Annotated in this window: 20 protein-coding genes; 12 read left to right on the forward strand and 8 right to left on the reverse strand. The window is 72.8% G+C overall.

Going from position 1 to position 18959, the window contains the following annotated elements; all coding sequences use genetic code 11:
- Nucleotides 1–64 precede the first annotated feature (64 nt).
- Nucleotides 65–1147, reverse strand: coding sequence for a hypothetical protein (locus tag HL663_RS02275; RefSeq protein ID WP_173026869.1), 1083 nt, complete (start codon nt 1145–1147; stop codon nt 65–67).
- Nucleotides 1148–1418: 271 nt separating this feature from the next.
- On the opposite strand from HL663_RS02275, the gene HL663_RS02280 reads away from it, so the two are divergent.
- Together HL663_RS02280 and HL663_RS02285 are read left to right on the forward strand one after the other, a co-directional pair.
- Nucleotides 1419–1733: a hypothetical protein gene (locus tag HL663_RS02280; protein WP_173026870.1), complete on the forward strand. Its 315-nt coding sequence runs from the start codon at nt 1419–1421 to the stop codon at nt 1731–1733.
- Nucleotides 1730–2236, forward strand: a complete 507-nt coding sequence (locus tag HL663_RS02285) for a hypothetical protein (RefSeq protein ID WP_173026871.1) — start codon at nt 1730–1732, stop codon at nt 2234–2236. Before HL663_RS02280 ends, HL663_RS02285 begins: the two co-directional genes overlap by 4 nt.
- Before the next feature lie 109 nt (nt 2237–2345).
- Here HL663_RS02285 and HL663_RS02290 read toward each other — a convergent pair whose 3' ends face one another.
- The 3 genes from HL663_RS02290 to HL663_RS02300 form a co-directional block, all read right to left on the reverse strand.
- Nucleotides 2346–4055 (reverse strand): site-specific integrase, encoded by a 1710-nt coding sequence (locus HL663_RS02290; protein ID WP_173026872.1) that lies wholly within the window; start codon nt 4053–4055, stop codon nt 2346–2348.
- Complete coding sequence (locus HL663_RS02295; RefSeq protein ID WP_173026873.1) at nt 4052–4198, reverse strand: hypothetical protein; 147 nt, start codon at nt 4196–4198, stop codon at nt 4052–4054. The genes HL663_RS02290 and HL663_RS02295 overlap by 4 nt, the downstream gene beginning before the upstream one ends.
- A gap of 779 nt (nt 4199–4977) precedes the next feature.
- Entirely contained in the window at nt 4978–5664 is a 687-nt protein-coding gene (locus HL663_RS02300) for an NAD(P)-dependent oxidoreductase (RefSeq protein ID WP_173026874.1), read from the reverse strand.
- A gap of 183 nt (nt 5665–5847) precedes the next feature.
- Between HL663_RS02300 and HL663_RS02305 the strand changes: the two genes are divergently transcribed.
- A complete protein-coding gene (locus tag HL663_RS02305) occupies nt 5848–6399 on the forward strand; it encodes a TetR/AcrR family transcriptional regulator (protein WP_173026875.1) in 552 nt (183 codons plus the stop codon).
- A gap of 33 nt (nt 6400–6432) precedes the next feature.
- Here HL663_RS02305 and HL663_RS02310 read toward each other — a convergent pair whose 3' ends face one another.
- A complete protein-coding gene (locus tag HL663_RS02310) occupies nt 6433–6921 on the reverse strand; it encodes a MarR family winged helix-turn-helix transcriptional regulator (protein WP_173026876.1) in 489 nt (162 codons plus the stop codon).
- Between the two features lie 55 nt (nt 6922–6976).
- Between HL663_RS02310 and HL663_RS02315 the strand changes: the two genes are divergently transcribed.
- Together HL663_RS02315 and HL663_RS02320 are read left to right on the forward strand one after the other, a co-directional pair.
- Entirely contained in the window at nt 6977–7723 is a 747-nt protein-coding gene (locus HL663_RS02315) for a pirin family protein (RefSeq protein WP_173026877.1), read from the forward strand.
- A gap of 41 nt (nt 7724–7764) precedes the next feature.
- Entirely contained in the window at nt 7765–8343 is a 579-nt protein-coding gene (locus HL663_RS02320; RefSeq protein ID WP_173026878.1) for an NADPH-dependent FMN reductase, read from the forward strand.
- A gap of 4 nt (nt 8344–8347) precedes the next feature.
- Here the strand turns inward: HL663_RS02320 and HL663_RS02325 are convergent, their stop codons facing one another.
- Complete coding sequence (locus tag HL663_RS02325) at nt 8348–9013, reverse strand: GntR family transcriptional regulator (protein ID WP_173026879.1); 666 nt, start codon at nt 9011–9013, stop codon at nt 8348–8350.
- A 139-nt stretch (nt 9014–9152) separates the two neighbouring features.
- Between HL663_RS02325 and HL663_RS02330 the strand changes: the two genes are divergently transcribed.
- From HL663_RS02330 to HL663_RS02350, 5 genes are all read left to right on the forward strand, one after another.
- Nucleotides 9153–10541: an MFS transporter gene (locus HL663_RS02330; RefSeq protein WP_173026880.1), complete on the forward strand. Its 1389-nt coding sequence runs from the start codon at nt 9153–9155 to the stop codon at nt 10539–10541.
- A complete protein-coding gene (locus HL663_RS02335) occupies nt 10538–11425 on the forward strand; it encodes a transketolase (protein ID WP_173026881.1) in 888 nt (295 codons plus the stop codon). The genes HL663_RS02330 and HL663_RS02335 overlap by 4 nt, the downstream gene beginning before the upstream one ends.
- Nucleotides 11422–12411, forward strand: a complete 990-nt coding sequence (locus HL663_RS02340; RefSeq protein WP_173026882.1) for a transketolase family protein — start codon at nt 11422–11424, stop codon at nt 12409–12411. The genes HL663_RS02335 and HL663_RS02340 overlap by 4 nt, the downstream gene beginning before the upstream one ends.
- A 19-nt stretch (nt 12412–12430) precedes the next feature.
- Nucleotides 12431–13204 (forward strand): SDR family NAD(P)-dependent oxidoreductase, encoded by a 774-nt coding sequence (locus HL663_RS02345; protein WP_173026883.1) that lies wholly within the window; start codon nt 12431–12433, stop codon nt 13202–13204.
- 209 nt (nt 13205–13413) lie between these two features.
- Nucleotides 13414–15240 carry a phosphoenolpyruvate carboxykinase (GTP) gene (locus tag HL663_RS02350; protein WP_173026884.1) on the forward strand — a complete coding sequence of 609 codons (1827 nt, stop codon included), beginning with the start codon at nt 13414–13416 and terminating at the stop codon, nt 15238–15240.
- Between the two features lie 76 nt (nt 15241–15316).
- On the opposite strand, the gene HL663_RS02355 is transcribed toward HL663_RS02350, so the two are convergent.
- Entirely contained in the window at nt 15317–15982 is a 666-nt protein-coding gene (locus HL663_RS02355) for a hypothetical protein (protein WP_173026885.1), read from the reverse strand.
- A 165-nt stretch (nt 15983–16147) separates the two neighbouring features.
- Between HL663_RS02355 and HL663_RS02360 the strand changes: the two genes are divergently transcribed.
- Nucleotides 16148–16888 (forward strand): response regulator transcription factor, encoded by a 741-nt coding sequence (locus tag HL663_RS02360; RefSeq protein ID WP_286175870.1) that lies wholly within the window; start codon nt 16148–16150, stop codon nt 16886–16888.
- Between the two features lie 22 nt (nt 16889–16910).
- Nucleotides 16911–18395: a sensor histidine kinase gene (locus HL663_RS02365; protein WP_173026886.1), complete on the forward strand. Its 1485-nt coding sequence runs from the start codon at nt 16911–16913 to the stop codon at nt 18393–18395.
- 9 nt (nt 18396–18404) lie between these two features.
- On the opposite strand, the gene HL663_RS02370 is transcribed toward HL663_RS02365, so the two are convergent.
- The gene (locus HL663_RS02370; protein WP_173026887.1) at nt 18405–18893 is read right to left on the reverse strand and encodes a GNAT family N-acetyltransferase; all 489 of its coding nucleotides are present in this window, start codon (nt 18891–18893) and stop codon (nt 18405–18407) included.
- Nucleotides 18894–18959: the final 66 nt, after the last annotated feature.

Below are 18959 nucleotides of genomic sequence, written 5' to 3' on the forward strand. Positions count from 1 at the left end.
GCCTCGGTGTCGCAGTGAGGGCCTCCGGCTGTCTGGCGCGCCGGGGAAGCCCAGGCGGCGGCTCTCAGCTGGTGCACTTGGCGAGCGCTTCCTTCTCGAGCGACCACTTCCAGACGCCGTCCTCGATGAACATGTGCGCGTCGATGGGCACCTTGAGCCCGTCGACGTTGAGCTGGGCGTCGACCTTGGTGGCCGGCAGCTTGGTCTTGGTGCCGGGGATGGCCGAGTCACCGACGTCGGTAGCGCCCAGAGCCTTGCTCCAGGTGATCTTGGGCGGCGCCTCGGCGGTGCGGCAGGCGATGAACTCGCGCTGCGTGAGCAACTCCTGCTGGGGGCCGACGAGTGTCTCGTACTGGCTCTTCCAGTCGCGCTCGCCGAACTGCGTGACCCACGTCCTGAAGGCACTCTCTGCGCTCCCTGCTGGCTCGGCGGCCGTCGTCGCGGAAGGGCTCGCCGACGCGACTGCCTCGGGGGCGCCTTCCCAGTCGACGGGCGGACCCACGTAGACCGAACAGTCAGCAGGGTCGCCAGAGACGATGGGCGAGGTGTCGACCTTGATCTTGCCTCCGGCCGGCACCAGTTCTGGGAAGGCGATGTCGCCGCCGATGAGCTTGCCGCTCTTGTCCTTGCAGGCGAGCGCGATGCGCGGGTCCTTGATGGGGATCGTGAGCGGGTTGGTGATGACGAAGCTGACGTCGCGGTGGTCGCCGGTGCCGGTGATCTTGAGGTCGGAAACCGGGATCGCGGGGAAGGGCTGGTCGCTGAACGTTCCGGACGCCTCGACATCCAGAGTGGCCTCGACCTTGGCGGCCTTCTGCCCGGGCTCGAGCGAGATCTGCGTCCCGATGATGTGGTCGGCGCTGGGCTGGGAGAAGGACTCGACCTGGGACTCGCTGCCGAGGATCTCGCCGGCGTCACCCAGGATGTTGAAGGACACGGTGACGGTCTGTCCGATGTTGTCGCTGTTGTTGTGTACGACCGCTGTTGCCCAGACGTACTCGTCGGCCTGCCCGAACCCGGAAGCGGTGATCGTCCCGATATCTTTCGGTGCCGCCTGCGACGCGGCCGGGGCTGCCGCGGTGGCCGCTTCCTTGGGCTCGGATCCGCTGCCGCATCCCGCAAGGGTGATGGCTGCGAGAGTGAACACGACGGCGACTGATCGCACTGGGGATGCTCCTGCGGTAGGTGGGGGAAGGCGACCCTGCTCATGAAGGGCCGAGGCGCAGAACCTACGCGGTGGCTACGACAACCGGTCTGAGGATCGGCCATAGTGTGACGAGCCGCACGAGGACCAAAGCGAGTTGCCCACTGTCGCAGCGGCTCCGGGACCTAGACGCGCCATGCCGGCCGACTCGCCGAGGCTGCGCGATGACGGCCTGCATCATTGGTACGGTCACCCCATGGGGGTATCACCACGCTTGTTCTTCGTCATCGCCGCCGGCCTCGCGCTGCTCGGACTGGGCTTCGGCCTGGCTGGGGTCTCGGTCGGCCCGAACGCGAATGAGCCCGTCTCGTGCGGCAGCTTTCTGCGTCCTGACGGCGAGGCGGCGAAGACGGAGGACCACATCGACGCGCTCGCTTTCGGCGAGACCGACCGCGACATGAGCACTGCCTGCGAGAGTGCGCTGGAGCGACGTCAGCTGCCGACATACGGGCTGTTGGGCCTTGGCGCGCTGTTCGTCCTCGGAGGCATGTTGACCATCTCGCAGCAGACCGCCCCGCAGCGCCGGTGACAGAGCCCGGGAAGCTGTCGGCTCGCGCAGCCGCGGAGCTGCTTGGCGTCGAGGCGCTCCAGCACGCGGAACGACTGGCGCTCGAGCTGGAGGAGCTGCTGCGTGAGAGTGAGGAGCCGGTCCTGTACTTCGGCGACGAGCCCGGCGCGTCGTGGGTGTGCCTGTGGCGTGAACTGGACGATGCCGACTACCAGCTCGCGATCGCGATCTCTACGGAGGACTCCTCTCGCGTGCAGGAACACGTCCGTGCCGTCCTCGTGGCCGTGGTGGGCCTCGACCTAGTCGACAGCGGTGACGACGTGGTGCTGCTCGACTGGGCGAGCGCGGACGTCGCCGACGGCTCGCAGGCGCAGCTGGCGACCGCATTGGCGCTGGCGGTGGTGGCCGGCTACGACCCGCCCATCGAGCTCGAGGCGTGTCACTGGACCGGTCCGCAGTACACCGACGAGCAGATCGCGACCTGGCGCACGATCATCGAGTCGTACGAGGACGTGGAAAAGTAGATCCATCCCGCGCCGACACCACGACCACTGGGCCGGCGCCGGCCAAGATCCCCGGATGCTCGAGTGACGTGCCTGCCGCTCCGCTGCGATGCCCTTTCGGCCAATGCGCTCAGGTGACAGGCGGCAGGCCAAGCCAGTCACGGATCCGCCGGGCCAGGAGCCCGTTGCCGCGCGGGGGGCTGTCGAGGAGCGCCTTCTCGACCATGTCGTCCATGCCCTCCCACTTCGCTTGTGACCCGATTCCCTCGATGATGCCGCGATAGCTCTTCATGAGCTCGTGCTCGTCGTGGCCTGACCACCGCGAGGCCACGAGGGTGTCGGCGCCGTAGGTGACCCATGTGGTGATGCCGGCCTTGCGGAAGTCGTAGAGCGTGGCGTTGCGCAGTGACGGGAGCGCCGGCCAGAGGTCGTCGAGCTTGTCCACGGCTGGGCGGAGGTAGTCCTCGCAGAAGTTGCTGGAGTCCAGCTCGTACCCCTGGGGAGAGACGAAGAGGGTGCCGTCGGCGCCTGCCAGGCCAGCCTCGACGTGGTTCTTGATCAGAGTCCTGACGACTTCGCTGAGCGGTGCCGTCCTGCTCTCCCCATCTGGTCGCATCTTGAGGTGGCCCCCGGCCGGAGGCACGATCCGGGCGTCGGCCCCGTCGCAGTGGTCGGCGCGCAGCCGCAGGCTCTCACCGGGCCGTGTCGCGAGCTGCACGATCGTCAGCGGCAGGATGCGGTAGCGCTCCCCCGCTCGGATGCCGCCCTCGAGGCGGGCACCGCGCTCGGCGAGGGCGTCACCGAGGTCGACCCAGAACCCGAGCCCGTGGTAGGCGCGCTCCTGTGCCGTCACGGGTCGCACGCGGCGGAACGGACTGCGCTTGACGCGGCGGCGTCCGCCGTTGCCACGCGGGTTCCACGTCCTGAACGGGTTCGGGCCGGGGGGAAAGTGGCCGGCATCGAAGGCACGGTCGAAGACGAAGGACATCGCAGTGCGAAAGGCCTTCTCGGTGGTGGCCGAGATGATTGGTGAGCCGTCTGGGCTGACCGACGCCTCGAGAACGGGGGGGCGCGGTGGCACCGGCTTCCGGCCGCGCGGACCCGTGCCGGTGTTCCACAGAGCCAGCTTCTGGGCGTAGACCGCCTCGAGGCGGTCGTACTTCTCCTGCTTCTGTCGGTTGTTGTGCTCCGCGCGCAGGTTCACGGTTCGGCGGAGCATGAGGGCGTCGTTGAAGTCCTCGTGCCTGAGCAGGGACAGGTGGATGCTCGCTCCGGCCTCGAGACCGTACTTCGCGAGACGATCGTCGTTCTCGCCGTAGAGCATCACCGCCTTGATGAACCCGAGCTGCCCCTTCCACCAGATGTCGCTCTTGCCCTCGAAGCCCTGCTGCTTCCACTCGGGGCTCTCGAGGTGGATGACCCGCTCGATGTACTGGGCGACCGTGCTCCCGAGCTTGCCCTTGGCGGCGGGCTGCGTCGTGTCGGTGTCGTGGCTGAGGACCGGGGTCGGGGTCGGGGTCGTGCGGCTTGCGGGGGATTCCGCCACCGCCGCGGACGCATCGTCGGTGACACGCGAGGGCGCGGAGCGAACGGGGTAGCCCTTGTCGTCGCAGGGCTGCTGCAGCACACGCGCGGTCTCGACCTGCAGGGCGAAGCCGCGTGCGAGGGCTTCGTCGGAGAAGGTGCGCTTGCGCGGGTTGTTGAGAACGCTGACCCGCCACCGCACGACGAACTTGACGGCCGAGCACGGCGCATCGCACCCCCTGAGGGGCTCCCAGGTCACCTTGGCGCCATCGGCGGTGGTGGCGCTGCAGTAGGGACCGCTCCATCGGATGCTCACAGCCCGGCTCCCCTCGTGCGCACGTCGGTGGGGATGCCGTCGGCGAGGGCGTAGCGGGTCAGGGCCCCGATGGGGACCTCGACGACGGCGCCGTCGCAGATGAGGTGGGCCAGCTCGGTGTCGCTGAGGCTCAGGAGGGTCATGAGGTCTTCGCGACGGTGCACGACCACGCCGTGCCGAGCGGCGGCGGCGGCCGAGAGCCGGCCCTCGGTGCCGTCAGCGACGGTGGTCGCGGGCCGGGCTGCCGGCCGGGTCAGCGGGGGCAGGGCGCTGACCTTCAGGGCCCTGCTGGGCGCCCGACCGGGCTGCACGCGGTGGTGCGGTTGGGAGAGGGAGCCGGAGTCGGGCTTCGGCTTTGTGATCGGCTGCCATGCGAAGGGCAACCGGCTCGTCGTCGTCATGGACCGCACTGGTCCGGACCAAGGAACCGGGCGCAATCGGCCACGGCCGCCACGCGAGCCGCTCCCGGAGGGGCGCCGGCCGAGCGCCGGGCGCGCCGACGCGAGTCGCCGGTTCCGGGCAGCGTGTGCCGAGGCCCACCGGCTCAGAGAGCAGGCACGCTCAGCGCCGCCGTGTGTCCAGACCTGTGTCCGGACACCGGTCAATCCGTGTCCATGGCCCCGCTGATCCGCACCGAGGGCCAGCCAGCACCGGGCCGACGCCGGCTCGAGAGCGGCCCTGACCTGCATCGACGCAGTCCGAGAAGTCGGACGCGGAGCGGTGGGAGTGAGGTTCGGGCCGTCTGATCCGTAGTCAGATGCTCTATCCGTTGAGCTACGGGCGCCCGTCACGCCGAAGCGCAACGAGAGAGGAGACTACCGGACCCTCGCCGTCCACCAGAAATCGGCCCCTCGACGCCCCCCGTGCACCCTCCCGGGGCGGTGCGTGCCGACCACGTGTGCGGCCGGCCGCCCCGCCCGACTCAGTAGGCGACGGCGAGGTGCCCGCGCCGGGGCGAGTCGGCCTCGATCTCGTCGAGGAGCGCGGCCGCGAAGTCGGCGCCCCCGATCGCCGTCCGCCCGTCCTCGTCGGTGAGGACGAAGCCGTCGTCGGTGACGCGGTAGCTGCCGGTGCGCTCGCCCGGCACGTGCGCGCCGAACTCCATGCCCGGGGAGAGGAAGGACCAGCGCAGGTCGTCGGTGCGGGCCAGGAGGTCCTGGAGCACGTCGTTCATCTGCGTGGCCTCGCGGACGAGGGCAGCGACCTGCTCCGGCGGGATGCCGTCGACCGGACCCATGCCCTCCTCGATGACGCGGGGACCGCCGGCGGTGCGCCGCAGGGAGCTGAACCCGCCGACGACGTAGAGCTCGCCACCGGCCTGCGCGACGTGGTCCGCGACGGCGCGGTCGACCGCACCGAGCTGCCCGTCCAGACCGCCCCTCGGCGAGAGCGCCGACACGACGACCGAGGCATCGGCGAGGACCTCCTCGAGGGCTGCCGGATCGGCGACGTCGACGGCGCGGTACTCGGCGCCGTCGAGGCCACCCCCCTCGGGGGCCGTGGCGCTGCGGCTGACGACGACGACGCGGTGGCCGCGGGACGCGGCCTCGTCGACGATGTGGCGTCCGGCGAAGCCGGTCCCGCCGAGGACGGTGATGGTGGTGGTCATCTGTTCTCCTGGGTCGCGCGCAGCACGGTGCCGCGCTCGGTTGCTGCCGTGCACCGGCGTGGTCGGTGCCCGGGCGGAGGAGGACGTGGGCGCCGTAGCATGCCCGGCACACCGCGTCCGCCTGCCGGTGTCGGACGACCCAACGCACGCTAACTTGAGGATGTTCCTCAACTTAGGAGAACGATGCCCCGCGCCCCCCGCCGCGACGCCGCGCGCAACGCGGAGCGCCTGCGCGAGGCGGCGGTCCGGGTCTTCCGGGCCTCCGGCACGAACGCGCCGCTCGAGGAGGTCGCGGCCGCCGCCGGGCTGAGCATCGGCACGCTCTACAACCACTTCCCGGGCCGCGACCAGCTGCTCGCGGCGATCCTCCCGGCGGCCGCCGACGAACAGCTCCGCCGGATCGCGGCTGCGGTCGGCGAGGGGACGGCGACCGACCGGCTGGCGCGCTACCTCACCGAGGTGCTGGCGGTGCAGGCCTCCGACCGACTGCTCTCCGATGCGCTCGCCGACCCCGAGCGACTACCGCCCGAGGCCGCCTCGTCCTGCGAGGACGTCCTGACACTCGGGGAGGGCCTCCTCGACGAGGCGCGCGCCGAGGACCCGAGCCTGCTCCTCGACCGCGAGACGCTCCGGGCGCTCGTCGTCACCAACGCGCTGGCGCAGAGGGCCGGCACCCCGCCCGGGTGGGAGCGGCTCGTGCACGCGCTCGCCACCGCCCACGCCGCCCACGGCTGACGCCACCCGCCTGTACGCCGACCTTCCCGCCCCTCAGGCGTCGTCGGCCTCGCCGGACCGCGGCCCGTGCTCGTCGGCGAGGTGCCGGGTGACGACCTCGGCCACCTCGGCGAGGGTGTCGAGCTGCTCAGGGGTGAGGAGGTCGACGAAGCAGTGCCGCACCGCAGCCAGGTGAGCGGGCGCGGCGGCCTCGATGGCCCGCTCGCCCTCGGCCGTCAGGTGGACGTCGAAGCCGCGGGCGTCCCCGGCGCAGGCCCGCCGCTCGACCGTCCCGCGCCCCTCCATCCGAGCCACCTGGCGCGAGAGCCGGCTCCGCTCCCACCCGAGCGCACACCCGAGGTCGCGGAACCGGACCGCCCCCTCCGGCGCCTCCGAGAGCGCGACGAGGACGGCGTAGTCGGCCTCGGTGAGGTCCGAGGCCCGGGCCAGCTCACGCCCGAGGTGCGCCGTGAGACCGGACCGCAGCGCATGGAACCCGCGCCAGGCCCGCTCCTCCCGCTCGTCGAGCCATCGCGTCTCCATCCCCCGATGCTACCGCTTGTTGACATATCAACAAGCGGCCCCTACCGTCGTTGTCATGTCAACTAACGCCGAACTCGTCGGCCCGCACCCCCGGTCGGCCGGAGCCCCCGCCGGGATGGTGGGCACCCAGCTCGTGAGCGGAGGCCGGATGGCCGACGGGCGGCCGAGCGGCCCGCTCTTCTACTGGTCGGACACCCACTTCACCCGGGACTTCGAGTTCGGGCTCCACCCGCACCAGGGCTTCGAGATCATGTCGGTCGTCCTCGAGGGCACGACACGTCACTACGACACGGCCACGCAGGAGTGGGCGGGCCTGGCCACCGGAGACCTGGAGGTCATGGCGACCGGCTCGGGCATCTCGCACGTCGAGCAGGCCGCGGCCGGCACGCGGGTCTTCTCCATCTGGTTCGACCCCGACCTCACCACCGCCCTGACCGAACCTCCGCGCTACACCCTCGCGGCCGGGGCCGCCGCCGTGACCGGCGGAGCGGACCCGGCGCCCACGATCGCCGACCTCGTCGGCGGGCGCGCCCCCGTCGACCCCCGCACCGGCGGGCTCGCCGTCCAGCGGCTCACGGTGCCCGGGGGCCGTCGCGGCGAGATCGCGCTCGGCGCCGGCCGACGGGGCGTGGCGTACGTGCTCGGCGGGCACGGGTCGGTCAACGACCTCGAGGTCCACGGCGGCGACGTGCTCGACACCGGCACGGACGAGGTCGTCACGGTCGGGGGCCGCGAGGCGACCGACGTCTTCGTCGTCTCCTTCCCCGCCAGCACGCCATACACGCCCCTGCGCTCGCAGTGACCACTCACCCACCCCCGCACCGACAGACCGGAGACCGCACCATGACCAGCATCGGGATCGTCCTCGGCAGCACCCGCGAAGGACGCCGCGGCGACCAGGTCGCCGCCTGGGTCCACGAGGTCGGCGCGCGCCGCACCGACGCCACCTTCGAGGTCGTCGACCTGCGCGACCACCCGCTCCCCCACCTCGGGGAGCCCGCCGCCCCGGAGGACGCGGCACGGCACGCCGAACAGCGCTCGCGCTGGTCCGCGACCATCGCCGGTTTCGACGGCTTCGTCCTCGTGACGCCCGAGTACAACCACAGCACCTCGGGCGTGCTCAAGAACGCGCTCGACCACCTGCAGGCCGAGTGGCACGACAAGGCCGTCGGCATCGTGTCGTACGGCGGGGTCGGGGGCGCCCGCGCGGCCGAGCACCTGCGGCTCATCGCCGGCGAGCTCCAGATGGCCGACGTCCGCCAGCAGGTCCCGCTCTCGCTCATGACCGAGTTCGGCGCCGACTTCGCGACCCTCACGCCGGGCGAGTACAACCAGCAGGCGCTCAGCACGCTCCTCGACCAGGTGGTCGCGTGGAGCACCGCGCTGGCCCCTCTGCGCGGGAAGGCCTCTGCTGCAGCCTGACCGGTCAGGCCTCTTGCCGCGCGCCGTCGTCGGCCTGCTCCCGCAGGCCGGTGGCGGCCGCGGCCATGTGGGCGGAGAGCACGCGGCGGGCGACGTCGGGGTCGCCTCCCTTGAGCGCGTCGACGATCGGCTGGTGGTGACTGCGGGCCATGAGCCCCGCCGCCGCCTCCTCAGGGGCGGCGAGCACGGTGATCCGCATGAGGTCCTTGATGCTCGACCACATCGCGACCAGCGTCGCGTTGCCCGAGGCCCGGCACAGGGCCTCGTGCCAGCCGAGGTCGAGCTCGAAGCGCTCCGCCGCCGAGGCCCCGGCGCCGGCCTCCGGGAGCCGGCGCTCGAGGTCGGCGACCAGCTCCGCGGCGTCCGGTGCGGCGAGGACGGCGACGACCGCCTGCCCCTCGAGCGCGGCCCGCACCTCGTAGAGCTCGGCGATCTCTCGCGCCCCGAGCCGGCGCACCCGCAGGCTCAGCCGCCCCGCACCCTCGACGAGGCCGCTGTTCTGCAGCGCCCGCAGGGCCTCGCGCACGGTGCCCCGGCTCACGCCGAACTCGGCGGCCAGGTCGACCTCGGCGAGCTTGTGGCCGGGCGCGAAGGTGCCGTCGAGGATCGCCGCGCGCAGCTGGTCCAGCACCTGCTCGCGCAGCGTCCGGTTGACGATCGTCAGCGCCATGGGTCCTCCTCCGTCGGTGACCCCGGCCAGGGGCGCACGCGCACATTCTGACAGTCGAGTCTTGACTGTTAACTGTTAACAGTTAACACTGGCCGATGTCGCACACTGGGGTGCGGCCTCGGACGGAAGGCACGACGCCATGACCACGACTCCGGACACCCGGCTCGCCCTGCGCGGCCCGGTCCACGGCACGGGCAGCGAACGGAGGGTGGCGTTCGGGTCCACCGCCGGCGCGGTCATCGAGGCCTACGACTTCATCGGCTTCGGCACGGCTGCGGCCCTCTACTTCGGGACGGTGTTCTTCCCGAACGAGGACCCGCTGCTCGGCACCCTTGCCTCCTTCGCGACGCTCGGCGTCGGGTTCGTCGCCCGCCCCCTCGGCGGCATCATCGGTGGCCACCTCGGCGACCGCATCGGGCGCAAACCGGTGCTCGTCGCCTCGCTCATCGTCATGGGCCTGGCCACCGTGCTCATCGGCTGCCTGCCGACGCACGCCCAGGTCGGCGTGCTCGCGCCGGCCCTCCTCGTCGCCATCCGCATCGTCCAGGGCCTGGCCTACGGGGCCGAGTGGGGCGGCGCGATCCTCATGACCTACGAGCACGCCCCCTGGACCCAGCGCGGCAAGTTCACCGGCTTCGTCCAGTCCGGCTTCCCCGTCGGCCTGCTGCTCGCCAACCTCGCCTTCCTCGCGTCGGTCAACCTCCCCGGCGACTGGAAGTGGCGAGTTCCCTTCCTGCTCAGCGCGGTCCTCGTCATCGTCGGGCTCATCATCCGCTCGAAGGTGCCCGAGTCCCCCGTCTTCGAGGAGGTCAAGGAGTCCGGCGACCTCGTCCGCAACCCCGTCAAGCAGGTCATCGTCGAGGACTGGCGCAACATCCTGCGCGGCATCGGCCTGCGCGTCGCCGAGACCGCCGGCTACGCCATCGCGATCACCTACATGATCAGCTACCTGCACAGCACCGAGCTCGCGACCTCCGGCGAGACCATCCTCGCCCTGTGCATCGCCTCCGCCATCGGCATCGGCGCCACGGCCGGCTGGGCCGCGCTCACCGACCGCATCGGCCGCCGGCCGCTCTACGTGTGGGTGACGGTCTTCAACTGCGCGTGGGCGATCCCGATGTTCCTGCTCGTCAACACCGGCCTCTTCGCCGTCGTCGTCGTGACGATCGTCGTCAGCTACTGCATCAGCCAGAACGCGCTCGCCGGGGCGCAGGGCGCCTGGTTCCCCGAGCTCTTCAAGGCCAACACCCGCTCCTCGGGGGCCTCCCTCGCCTACCAGGTGTCCGCGATGGTCTCGGGGGTCACGCCCTTCCTCACCACGCTGCTCTACATCCGGTTCGGGTGGGTCGGACCCGCCCTCCTCTTCCTCGCCTACTCGGCGATCGGCCTGGCCGCGACCCTCGTGACCCGCGAGACGTGGGGTCCGGCCGAGCGCGCCGAGGCCGCCCGCGTCACCGCCGCCACCCCCCGGGAGGCGGGCGGCGCCACGGTCGCCCCCGCCGTCGTCGCGGAGGTGAGCGGCCGATGACCACCACGACCACGACCGCCGCGAGCGCCGTCGACGCACAGCGCCTCGAGCACGTGCGCCAGGTCGCCCACGACATCCGGATGGGGGTGCTCGAGCAGGGCGAGGCGCAGGGCGAGGGCTACGTCGGCCAGGCCCTGGGTATCGCCGACGTCCTCGCCGGCCTCTACGGCGACACCCTGCGACTGCGCCCGGAGGACCCGGAGTGGGAGGAGCGCGACCTGTTCCTCCTCTCCATCGGCCACTACGCGCTGGCGCTCTACTCGGCGCTCGCCGCCGCCCGGGTCATCCCGCGCGAGGAGCTGCTCACCTACGCGGCCGACGGGTCGCGGCTGCCGATGTCCGGGATGAAGACCTACACGCCGGGGATGGAGATCTCCGGCGGGTCGCTCGGGCACGGCCTCGGCCAGGCCGTCGGCATGGCGCTCGGGCTGCGCCTGCGCGGGCAGCACGAGCGGCGGGTCGTCAACCTGCTCTCCGACGGCGAGCTCAACGAGGGCTCGACGTGGGAGGCCGCGATGTCGGCCGCGCACTGGCGGCTCGGCAACCTCGTCGCCCTCGTCGACCTCAACGGCCTCCAGGCCGACGGTCGGACCGAGGACGTCCTGCGGCTGGAGCCGCAGGAGGACCGCTGGGCCTCCTTCGACTGGCGGGTCCTGCGCATCGACGGCAACGACCTGCACCAGGTGCTCGGGGCCCTCGACGCCGCCACCGCCGTCGCGGCGCCGGAGGGGACGCCGACCGTCATCCTCTGCGACACCCGGCTCGCGCACGGCGTCCCCGTGCTCGAGGCCAAGGACAAGCTCCACTTCCTGCGCGTCGCCCCCGAGGAGTGGCCCGTCGCCAAGGACCAGCTGACCGCACGACACGAGGGAGAGCAGCGATGAGCACCACCACCGTCCAGCGGTCCGCGGCGATGATCGCCTCGATCGCCGACCCCGGCGTCCCGACGACCCCGGCCCCCTTCGGGCACACCCTCGCCGCGCTCGCGGACGAGGACCCGCGCCTCGTCGGGCTGACCGCCGACCTCGCGAAGTACACCGACATGCACGTCTTCGCCCAGGCCCACCCGGACCGGTACTTCGAGATGGGGATGGCCGAGCAGCTCCTCGTCGGCGCCGCCGCCGGGATGGCCGCCGTCGGCCTCGTGCCCTTCGCGAGCACCTACTCGGTCTTCGCCACCCGGCGGGCCTACGACTTCCTCTGCCTCGACGCCGCGGAGCCCGGCCTCAACGTCAACATCGTCGCGGCGCTGCCCGGCCTGACGACCGGGTACGGCCCCTCGCACCAGGCCACCGAGGACGTCGCCATCCTCCGCGGGATGCCGGACCTGACGATCTTCGACCCGGCCGACGCGGTCGACGTCGAGGCGCTGGTCCCGGCCGCCGTCGCGCTCCCGGGCCCGACCTACACGCGGCTGCTGCGCGGCCAGGTGCCGCGCATCCTCGACCGCTACGACTACACCTTCGAGGTCGGCAAGGCCAAGGTGGTGCGTCCCGGTGACGACGCCGTCATGGTCTCCTCGGGCCTGATGACGATGCGGGCGCTCCTCGCGGCCGAGGAGCTCGCGAGCCGCCACGGCATCGAGATGTCGGTCGTCCACTGCGCGACGATCAAGCCCTTCGACGAGGAGACGGTCGTCCGCGAGGTCACCTCCGGCCGGCCGGCCTTCACCGCCGAGAACCACAGCGTCGTCGGCGGCCTCTTCGAGGCGACGGCCGGCGCGCTCGTCCGCCGCGGCGCCGCGGCGAAGGTCCGGCCGATCGGCCTGCCCGACGCGTTCCTCGACGCCGGCGCGCTGCCCACCCTCCACGACCGCTACGGCCTGTCGACGACCTCCGTCGTCGCGCGGGTCCTCGACGAGCTCCGCTGAGCCCGAGGGAGTCCCGACCATGAACCCCACCCACCCGACCGCGCGCACCGCGGTCGTCACCGGCGCCGCCTCCGTGCGGGGCATCGGCTTCCACACCGCCGCCCGCTTCGTCCGCGAGGGCTGGGCCGTCGTCCTGCTCGACGTCGACGAGGCCGGCCTGGCCCGGGCCGCCGAGGCCCTGCGGGAGACCGACGCGTCGGCGCGCGTCGAGACCCACGCGCTCGACGTCACCGACCCGTCCGCCGTCCGGGCCGTCGCCGACGCCGTCGCCTCCGGCCCGCTCCCCCCGGTCGGCGCCCTGTGCAACATCGCCGGCATCCCCAGCCCCGCGTCCTTCCTCGAGGTGAGCCTCGAGGAGTGGGACCGGGTGCTCGCGGTCAACCTCACCGGCCCGTTCCTCCTCTCCCAGGCCTTCGCCCCGCAGATGGTCGAGGCGGGCTACGGCCGGGTCGTCAACATGTCGTCGGTCACCGCGCAGCACGGCGGCGGGGTCTTCTCCAAGACCGCCTACGCGGCCGCCAAGGCCGGGGTGCTCGGCCTGACCCGTGGCATGGCCCGCGAGCTCGCGGAGCACGGCATCACCGTCAACGCGGTCGCCCCGGGGGTCGTCGACACCGACATCCGCACCGGCAGCGACGAGGAGACCGAGCGCGCGCTCGCCGCCGCCGTGCCGCTGCGTCGGCAGGCCCGGCCGCAGGAGGTGGCCGCCCTCTGCGTCTGGCTCGCCAGCGAGGACGCCGGCTACATCACCGGGACGACGCAGAGCATCAACGGCGGCACCTACGTCGCCTGAGCGGGCGCGGCCTCCGTCGCCACCCCACCGGGCCCCCTTGTGAAGGATTTCACAAGGGGGCCCGGTCGTGGCCTCTCGACCCCCGCGCACGGCGGTCCTACGGTGGAGGTGAGGCCCTGAGCGATGGGCCGCCGAGGTTCCTTCCCGACAGCGTCGAGAGCCCGTCGCCCGGTGACCGACCCCACCCGGTAGCGGCGGAAGGACCCGCGATGACCACCACGACCAGCACCCTCCCCCGGACCACCCATCCCGACCTGCAGTCCTGGGTCGACGAGGTGGCCGCCCTCACGCAGCCGGACGAGGTGGTGTGGTGCGACGGCTCGCGCGAGGAGTGGGACCGCCTGACCACGCGGCTCGTCGACGCCGGCACCTTCGTCCGCCTCGACGAGCGCCGCAAGCCCGACTCCTTCCTCTGCCAGTCGGACCCGACCGACGTCGCCCGCGTCGAGGACCGCACCTTCATCGCCTCCGAGCGCGAGGAGGACGCCGGCCCGACGAACAACTGGGTCGCCCCGGCCGAGCTCAAGGCCACGATGACCGAGCTCTACCGCGGCTCGATGCGCGGCCGGACGATGTACGTCATCCCCTTCGTCATGGGCCACCTCGAGGCGACCGTGCCGATGTTCGGCGTCGAGATCACCGACTCCGCGTACGTCGTGACGAACATGCGGATCATGGCGCGCATCGGCACCCCGGTGCTGCGGGCGATGGAGGAGCGGCGGGCATCGTTCGTCAAGGGCCTGCACTCGGTCGGCGCCCCGCTCGCGCCCGGCCAGGAGGACGTGCCCTGGCCGTGCAGCACGACGAAGTACATCGCCCACTTCCCCGAGACCCGCGAGATCTGGTCCTACGGGAGCGGCTACGGCGGCAACGCCCTCCTGGGCAAGAAGTGCTACGCCCTGCGCATCGCCTCGGCGATGGCGCGCGACGAGGGCTGGATGGCCGAGCACATGCTCATCCTCAAGCTCACCTCCCCGGAGGGCCGCGTCCACTACGTCGCCGGCGCCTTCCCCAGCCAGTGCGGCAAGACCAACCTCGCGATGATCGAGCCGACCCTGCCGGGCTGGTCCGCCGAGATGGTCGGTGACGACATCGCGTGGATGCGCTTCGGCCCCGACGGCCGCCTCTACGCCGTCAACCCCGAGTTCGGGCTCTTCGGCGTCGCCCCCGGCACCGGCATGCACACCAACCCGCAGGCCGTGCGCACCATCGAGAAGGGCCACTCGATCTTCACCAACGTCGCCCTGACCGACGACGGCGACGTCTGGTGGGAGGGCCTGACCGAGGCCCCGCCCTCGCACCTCACCGACTGGAAGGGCAACGACTGGACGCCGGAGTCCGGCGTCCCGAGCAGCCACGCCAACAGCCGGTTCACGACCCCCGCGCAGCAGACCCCGATGATGGCTGCCGAGTACGACAACCCCGACGGCGTGCCGATCGACGCGATCCTCTTCGGCGGCCGCCGGAAGACGACCGTCCCCCTCGTCTACGAGTCCCGCGACTGGACGCACGGCGTCTTCGTCGGCGCGACCCTGTCGTCCGAGACGACCGCCGCCGCCACCGGCGCCGTCGGCGTCGTGCGCCGCGACCCGATGGCGATGCTCCCCTTCATCGGCTACCACGTCGGCGACTACATGCAGCACTGGCTCGACATCGGCGCCCAGGCCGACCCCGCGAAGCTCCCGAAGATCTTCCAGGTCAACTGGTTCCGCCGCGACGAGGAGGACGGCTCCTTCCTCTGGCCGGGCTACGGCGACAACGCCCGCGTCCTCAAGTGGGTCGTCGAGCGCCTCGACGGCACCGCCGACGCCGTGCCGACACCGGTCGGCCTCGTCCCGGCCCCCGGGGCGATCGACACGACGGGGATGGACCCGGCCGCCGCCGCCAAGGTCGACCGCGCCCTGCGCGTCGACCCGGAGGACTGGAAGGCCGAGCTCCCGCTCATCAGGGAGTGGTTCGCCACCATCGGCGACCGGCTGCCGGCCGCGCTCACCGACGAGCTCGCCGCCCTCGAGGAGCGGGTCGAGCAGGCCTGAGCCACAGCGCAGGACAGGGCCACAGCGCAGGACAGGGCCCCGCCGGCATGCGCTCCGGCGGGGCCCTGCCGTGCCGTCAGGTGGTGGGCGCGGTGCCGTTCGCGTCGCCGGGGTCGCTCGAGGTCCCGCCCTGCTGACCGGGCTGTCCCTGCTGCCCCTGCTGACCGGGGACGCCGCCCCGGTCGCCGTCACCGTCGCGGTCCCCGAAGCCCCGACCGCCGTCACGGTCGCCGTGGTGGTCGCCGTCGCGGTCACCGAAGCCCTGGCCCGGCTGGCCCCCGGGGCCACCACCCGGGAAGCGGCCCTGGCCGAACCCGCCACGGCCGGCGTCGGACTGCGCGATGGCGGCGGTCGCCCCGGCCGCCCCGAGGGCGCCGATGACGAGGGCCGCCACGAGCGCGGCGACCGTGCGCGGGCCGGACCACCGGGAGGGGGTGCCCCAGCCGGCCCACGGACGACGCCACGCGAAGCCGTCGGCGGCGGCCGGCGACGACGCGGGAGCCGCCTCGCTCGCCGCAGGAGCCGCGTCGGTCGCGGCCGGCACCCACCCGGCAGCGGGCGGGACCGGCCGGGCCGGGTCAACCTCCGAGGTGGCCCACGCCGGCGACGGCGCGGCGGGGGCCGGGGGCATCTCGTGCGTCTCTGCGGCCGTCGGCAGGGCCGCGGTCTCGTCGGCCGGGGTCGGCCGGGCGGCAGGGGAACCGGGCGTCACGGGGTCGTGCTCGTCGCGGCGCTCGCTCATCGGGGTCTCCTTCGTCGTACGGGTGGCTGCGTGCACGGTGGCACCACCGGCTGTCACGAACCTGTGGCGCCGCCAGCACCCGGCTGGCAGGGTGGGGACGTGGCGCACAGGAACCGCACAGGTGACGCATCGGGACGACCCAGCCGTGCCGCACAGACTGGGCGCATGCCGACCCGCCAGCAGCCTGCCCCCGCGCCCGCCCTGACGCGCCTCGACGGCAGTGCCGTGCGCGTCCTCGTCGTCGACGACGAGCAGAACCTCACCGAGCTGCTGTCGATGGCGCTGCGCTACGAGGGCTGGGAGGTCCGCAGCGCCGCGAGCGGCATCCAGGCGGTGCGCGCGGCCAAGGAGTTCGGCCCGGACGCGGTCGTCCTCGACATGATGCTCCCCGACTTCGACGGGATGGAGGTCCTGCGGCGGATGCGCGCCGTCGACCCCAACGTCCCCGTCCTCTTCCTCACCGCGAAGGACGCCGTCGAGGACCGCGTCGCCGGCCTGACCGCCGGCGGCGACGACTACGTGACCAAGCCGTTCAGCCTCGAGGAGGTCGTCGCCCGGCTGCGGGCCCTCATGCGGCGCACCGCGATCGCCGCCGTCGACAGCGACTCGGTGCTCGTCGTCGGCGACCTGACCCTCGACGAGGACAGCCACGAGGTGACGCGCGGCGGGGTCGAGGTGCAGCTGACCGCCACCGAGTTCGAGCTGCTGCGCTATCTCATGCGCAACCCGAAGCGGGTGCTGTCCAAGGCGCAGATCCTCGACCGCGTGTGGAACTACGACTTCGGCGGGCAGGCCAACGTCGTCGAGCTCTACATCTCCTACCTGCGCAAGAAGATCGACGTCGGCCGCGCCCCGATGATCCACACGATGCGCGGCGTCGGGTACGTCCTCAAGCCGGCCGAGTGAGCCGATGACACCGTCCCTGCGGATGCCCGGAGCCGCGACCCGGCCCTCGCGCTGGACGCTGCGCACGCAGCTGATCTCGTCCGTCCTGGTCCTCTTCACCCTCGTCATGCTCGTGACGAGCGCCCTGACCGTCGTCGAGACCAAGCGCTACCTCGACGGGCAGCTGAGCCAGGACCTCCAGAGCGCCCTGTTCCGTGCCGGCGACCGCCGTGGCGTCTTCGACGACGACAACGACGGGCGAGGCCCCGGCGACGGCCAGCCGCCCGGCGCACCCGGCAGCGACCGCACCCTCGTCCTCGGGCTGACGGCGTCCGGCACGGTCGCCACCGACGCCCGCGGCTACCCCCTCAACCAGGTCGTCACGCGCTCGAACACCGACGGCACGCTGAGCGCCGACGAGATCCGGCAGCTCACGGCGGCCGTCGAGGGCGGCGAGCCGGTGCGCGTCTCCCTCGGGCACGACCTCGGCGAGTACCTCGTGACCTCGCGCAGCCTCGGCGACGGCGGGACCTTCGTCGTCGGTGTCTCGACCCGCCCCGTCGACGAGCTGCTCGGCAAGCTGCTCGCCCTCGTCATCGGCGGGACGGTCGTCGGCCTCGTCCTCGTCGGGGTGGGCGGTGCGGTCGTCGTGCGGCGCAGCCTCGCCCCGCTGGACCGGGTGGCCGCTACGGCCCGCCGCGTCTCGACCCTCCAGCTCGACTCCGGCGACGTCTCGCTCGCCGTCCGGGTGCCCGACCGCGACGCCGACCCGCGGACCGAGGTCGGCCAGGTCGGGCTGGCGCTCAACACGATGCTCGACGACGTCGAGCAGGCGCTGCAGTCCCGGCAGGAGAGCGAGATGCGGGTGCGCCGGTTCGTCGCCGACGCCTCGCACGAGCTGCGGACGCCGCTCGCGTCCATCCGCGGGTACGCCGAGCTGACCCGCCGCGAGCAGGACCCGGTGCCTCCCACCGTCACCCACGCCCTCGGCCGGGTCGAGTCCGAGGCCCTGCGGATGCAGGAGCTCGTCGAGGACCTCCTGCTGCTGGCCCGCCTCGACTCCGGCCGGCCGCTCGAGCGCGAGCCGGTGGACCTGTCGCTGCTGGCCGTCAACGCGGTGAGCGACGCCCACGCGGCCTCCCCCGACCACCACTGGGAGCTGGACCTGCCGGAGGAGCCGGTCGAGGTCACCGGCGACGGTGCCCGGCTGCACCAGATCCTCGCCAACCTGCTCGCCAACGCCCGCACCCACACGCCGTCGGGGACGCGGGTCGTCACGCGGCTGCGGCCCGAGGGCGCCATGGTGCGGCTGTCGGTGTCGGACAACGGTCCCGGCATCCCCGGCGAGCTCCAGCCGACGGTCTTCGAACGCTTCACCCGCGGCGACGACTCCCGCAGCCGCGCCCAGGGATCGACCGGCCTCGGCCTGTCGATCGTCGCCGCCGTCGGGCAGGCCCACGGGGGGCGCGTCGAGGTGGCCTCGCAGCCGGGGGCGACGACGTTCTCGGTCCTCCTCCCCGCGACCTGACGGCCGGGGTCAGAGGTCGAGGCGGAAGGCCAGCAGGCTGACCTCGGGCCGCGGTGACCAGTCGCGCTCGGGCCACCGCCGGAAGCCCAGGCGCCCGTAGAGCCGGTGCGCGGCGAGCATCCACGACCCGCTCGACAGGACGACGGCCCGGCAGCCGTCGGCGCGCGCCCGCTCGACGCAGTCCTCGCTCAGCAGGCGACCCACACCGGCGCCCCGCGCCCCGGGGTCGACGGCGAGCATCCGCACTTCGGCCTCGCCGTCCCCGCCGACCTCGGCGAACGGCGTGCCGGGCCGGACGTACGTGACCGTGCCGAGCAGCCGGCCCGCGTCCTCGGCGACGAGCAGCACCGCGTCGCGGGCCCGCGCGCCGGCATCCAGCAACGTTGCGGCGTAGGGGTTCTGTCGGTCCATCCCGCCGTCGGCGGCGTACGCCGCGAGGGTGAGCTCACCGACCTCGGCGAGCTCGTCGGGTCGGGCGGGGCGGACGGCGACGGGCACGAGCCGATCCTCGCACCCGGGTCATCCACGGGCGACAGCGCGACCACAGGAGCGCCACAGCGACCG

Origin of the sequence: Arthrobacter sp. NEB 688 (genome assembly GCF_013201035.1) — a bacterium.
Classification (GTDB): Bacteria; Actinomycetota; Actinomycetes; order Actinomycetales; family Dermatophilaceae; genus Phycicoccus.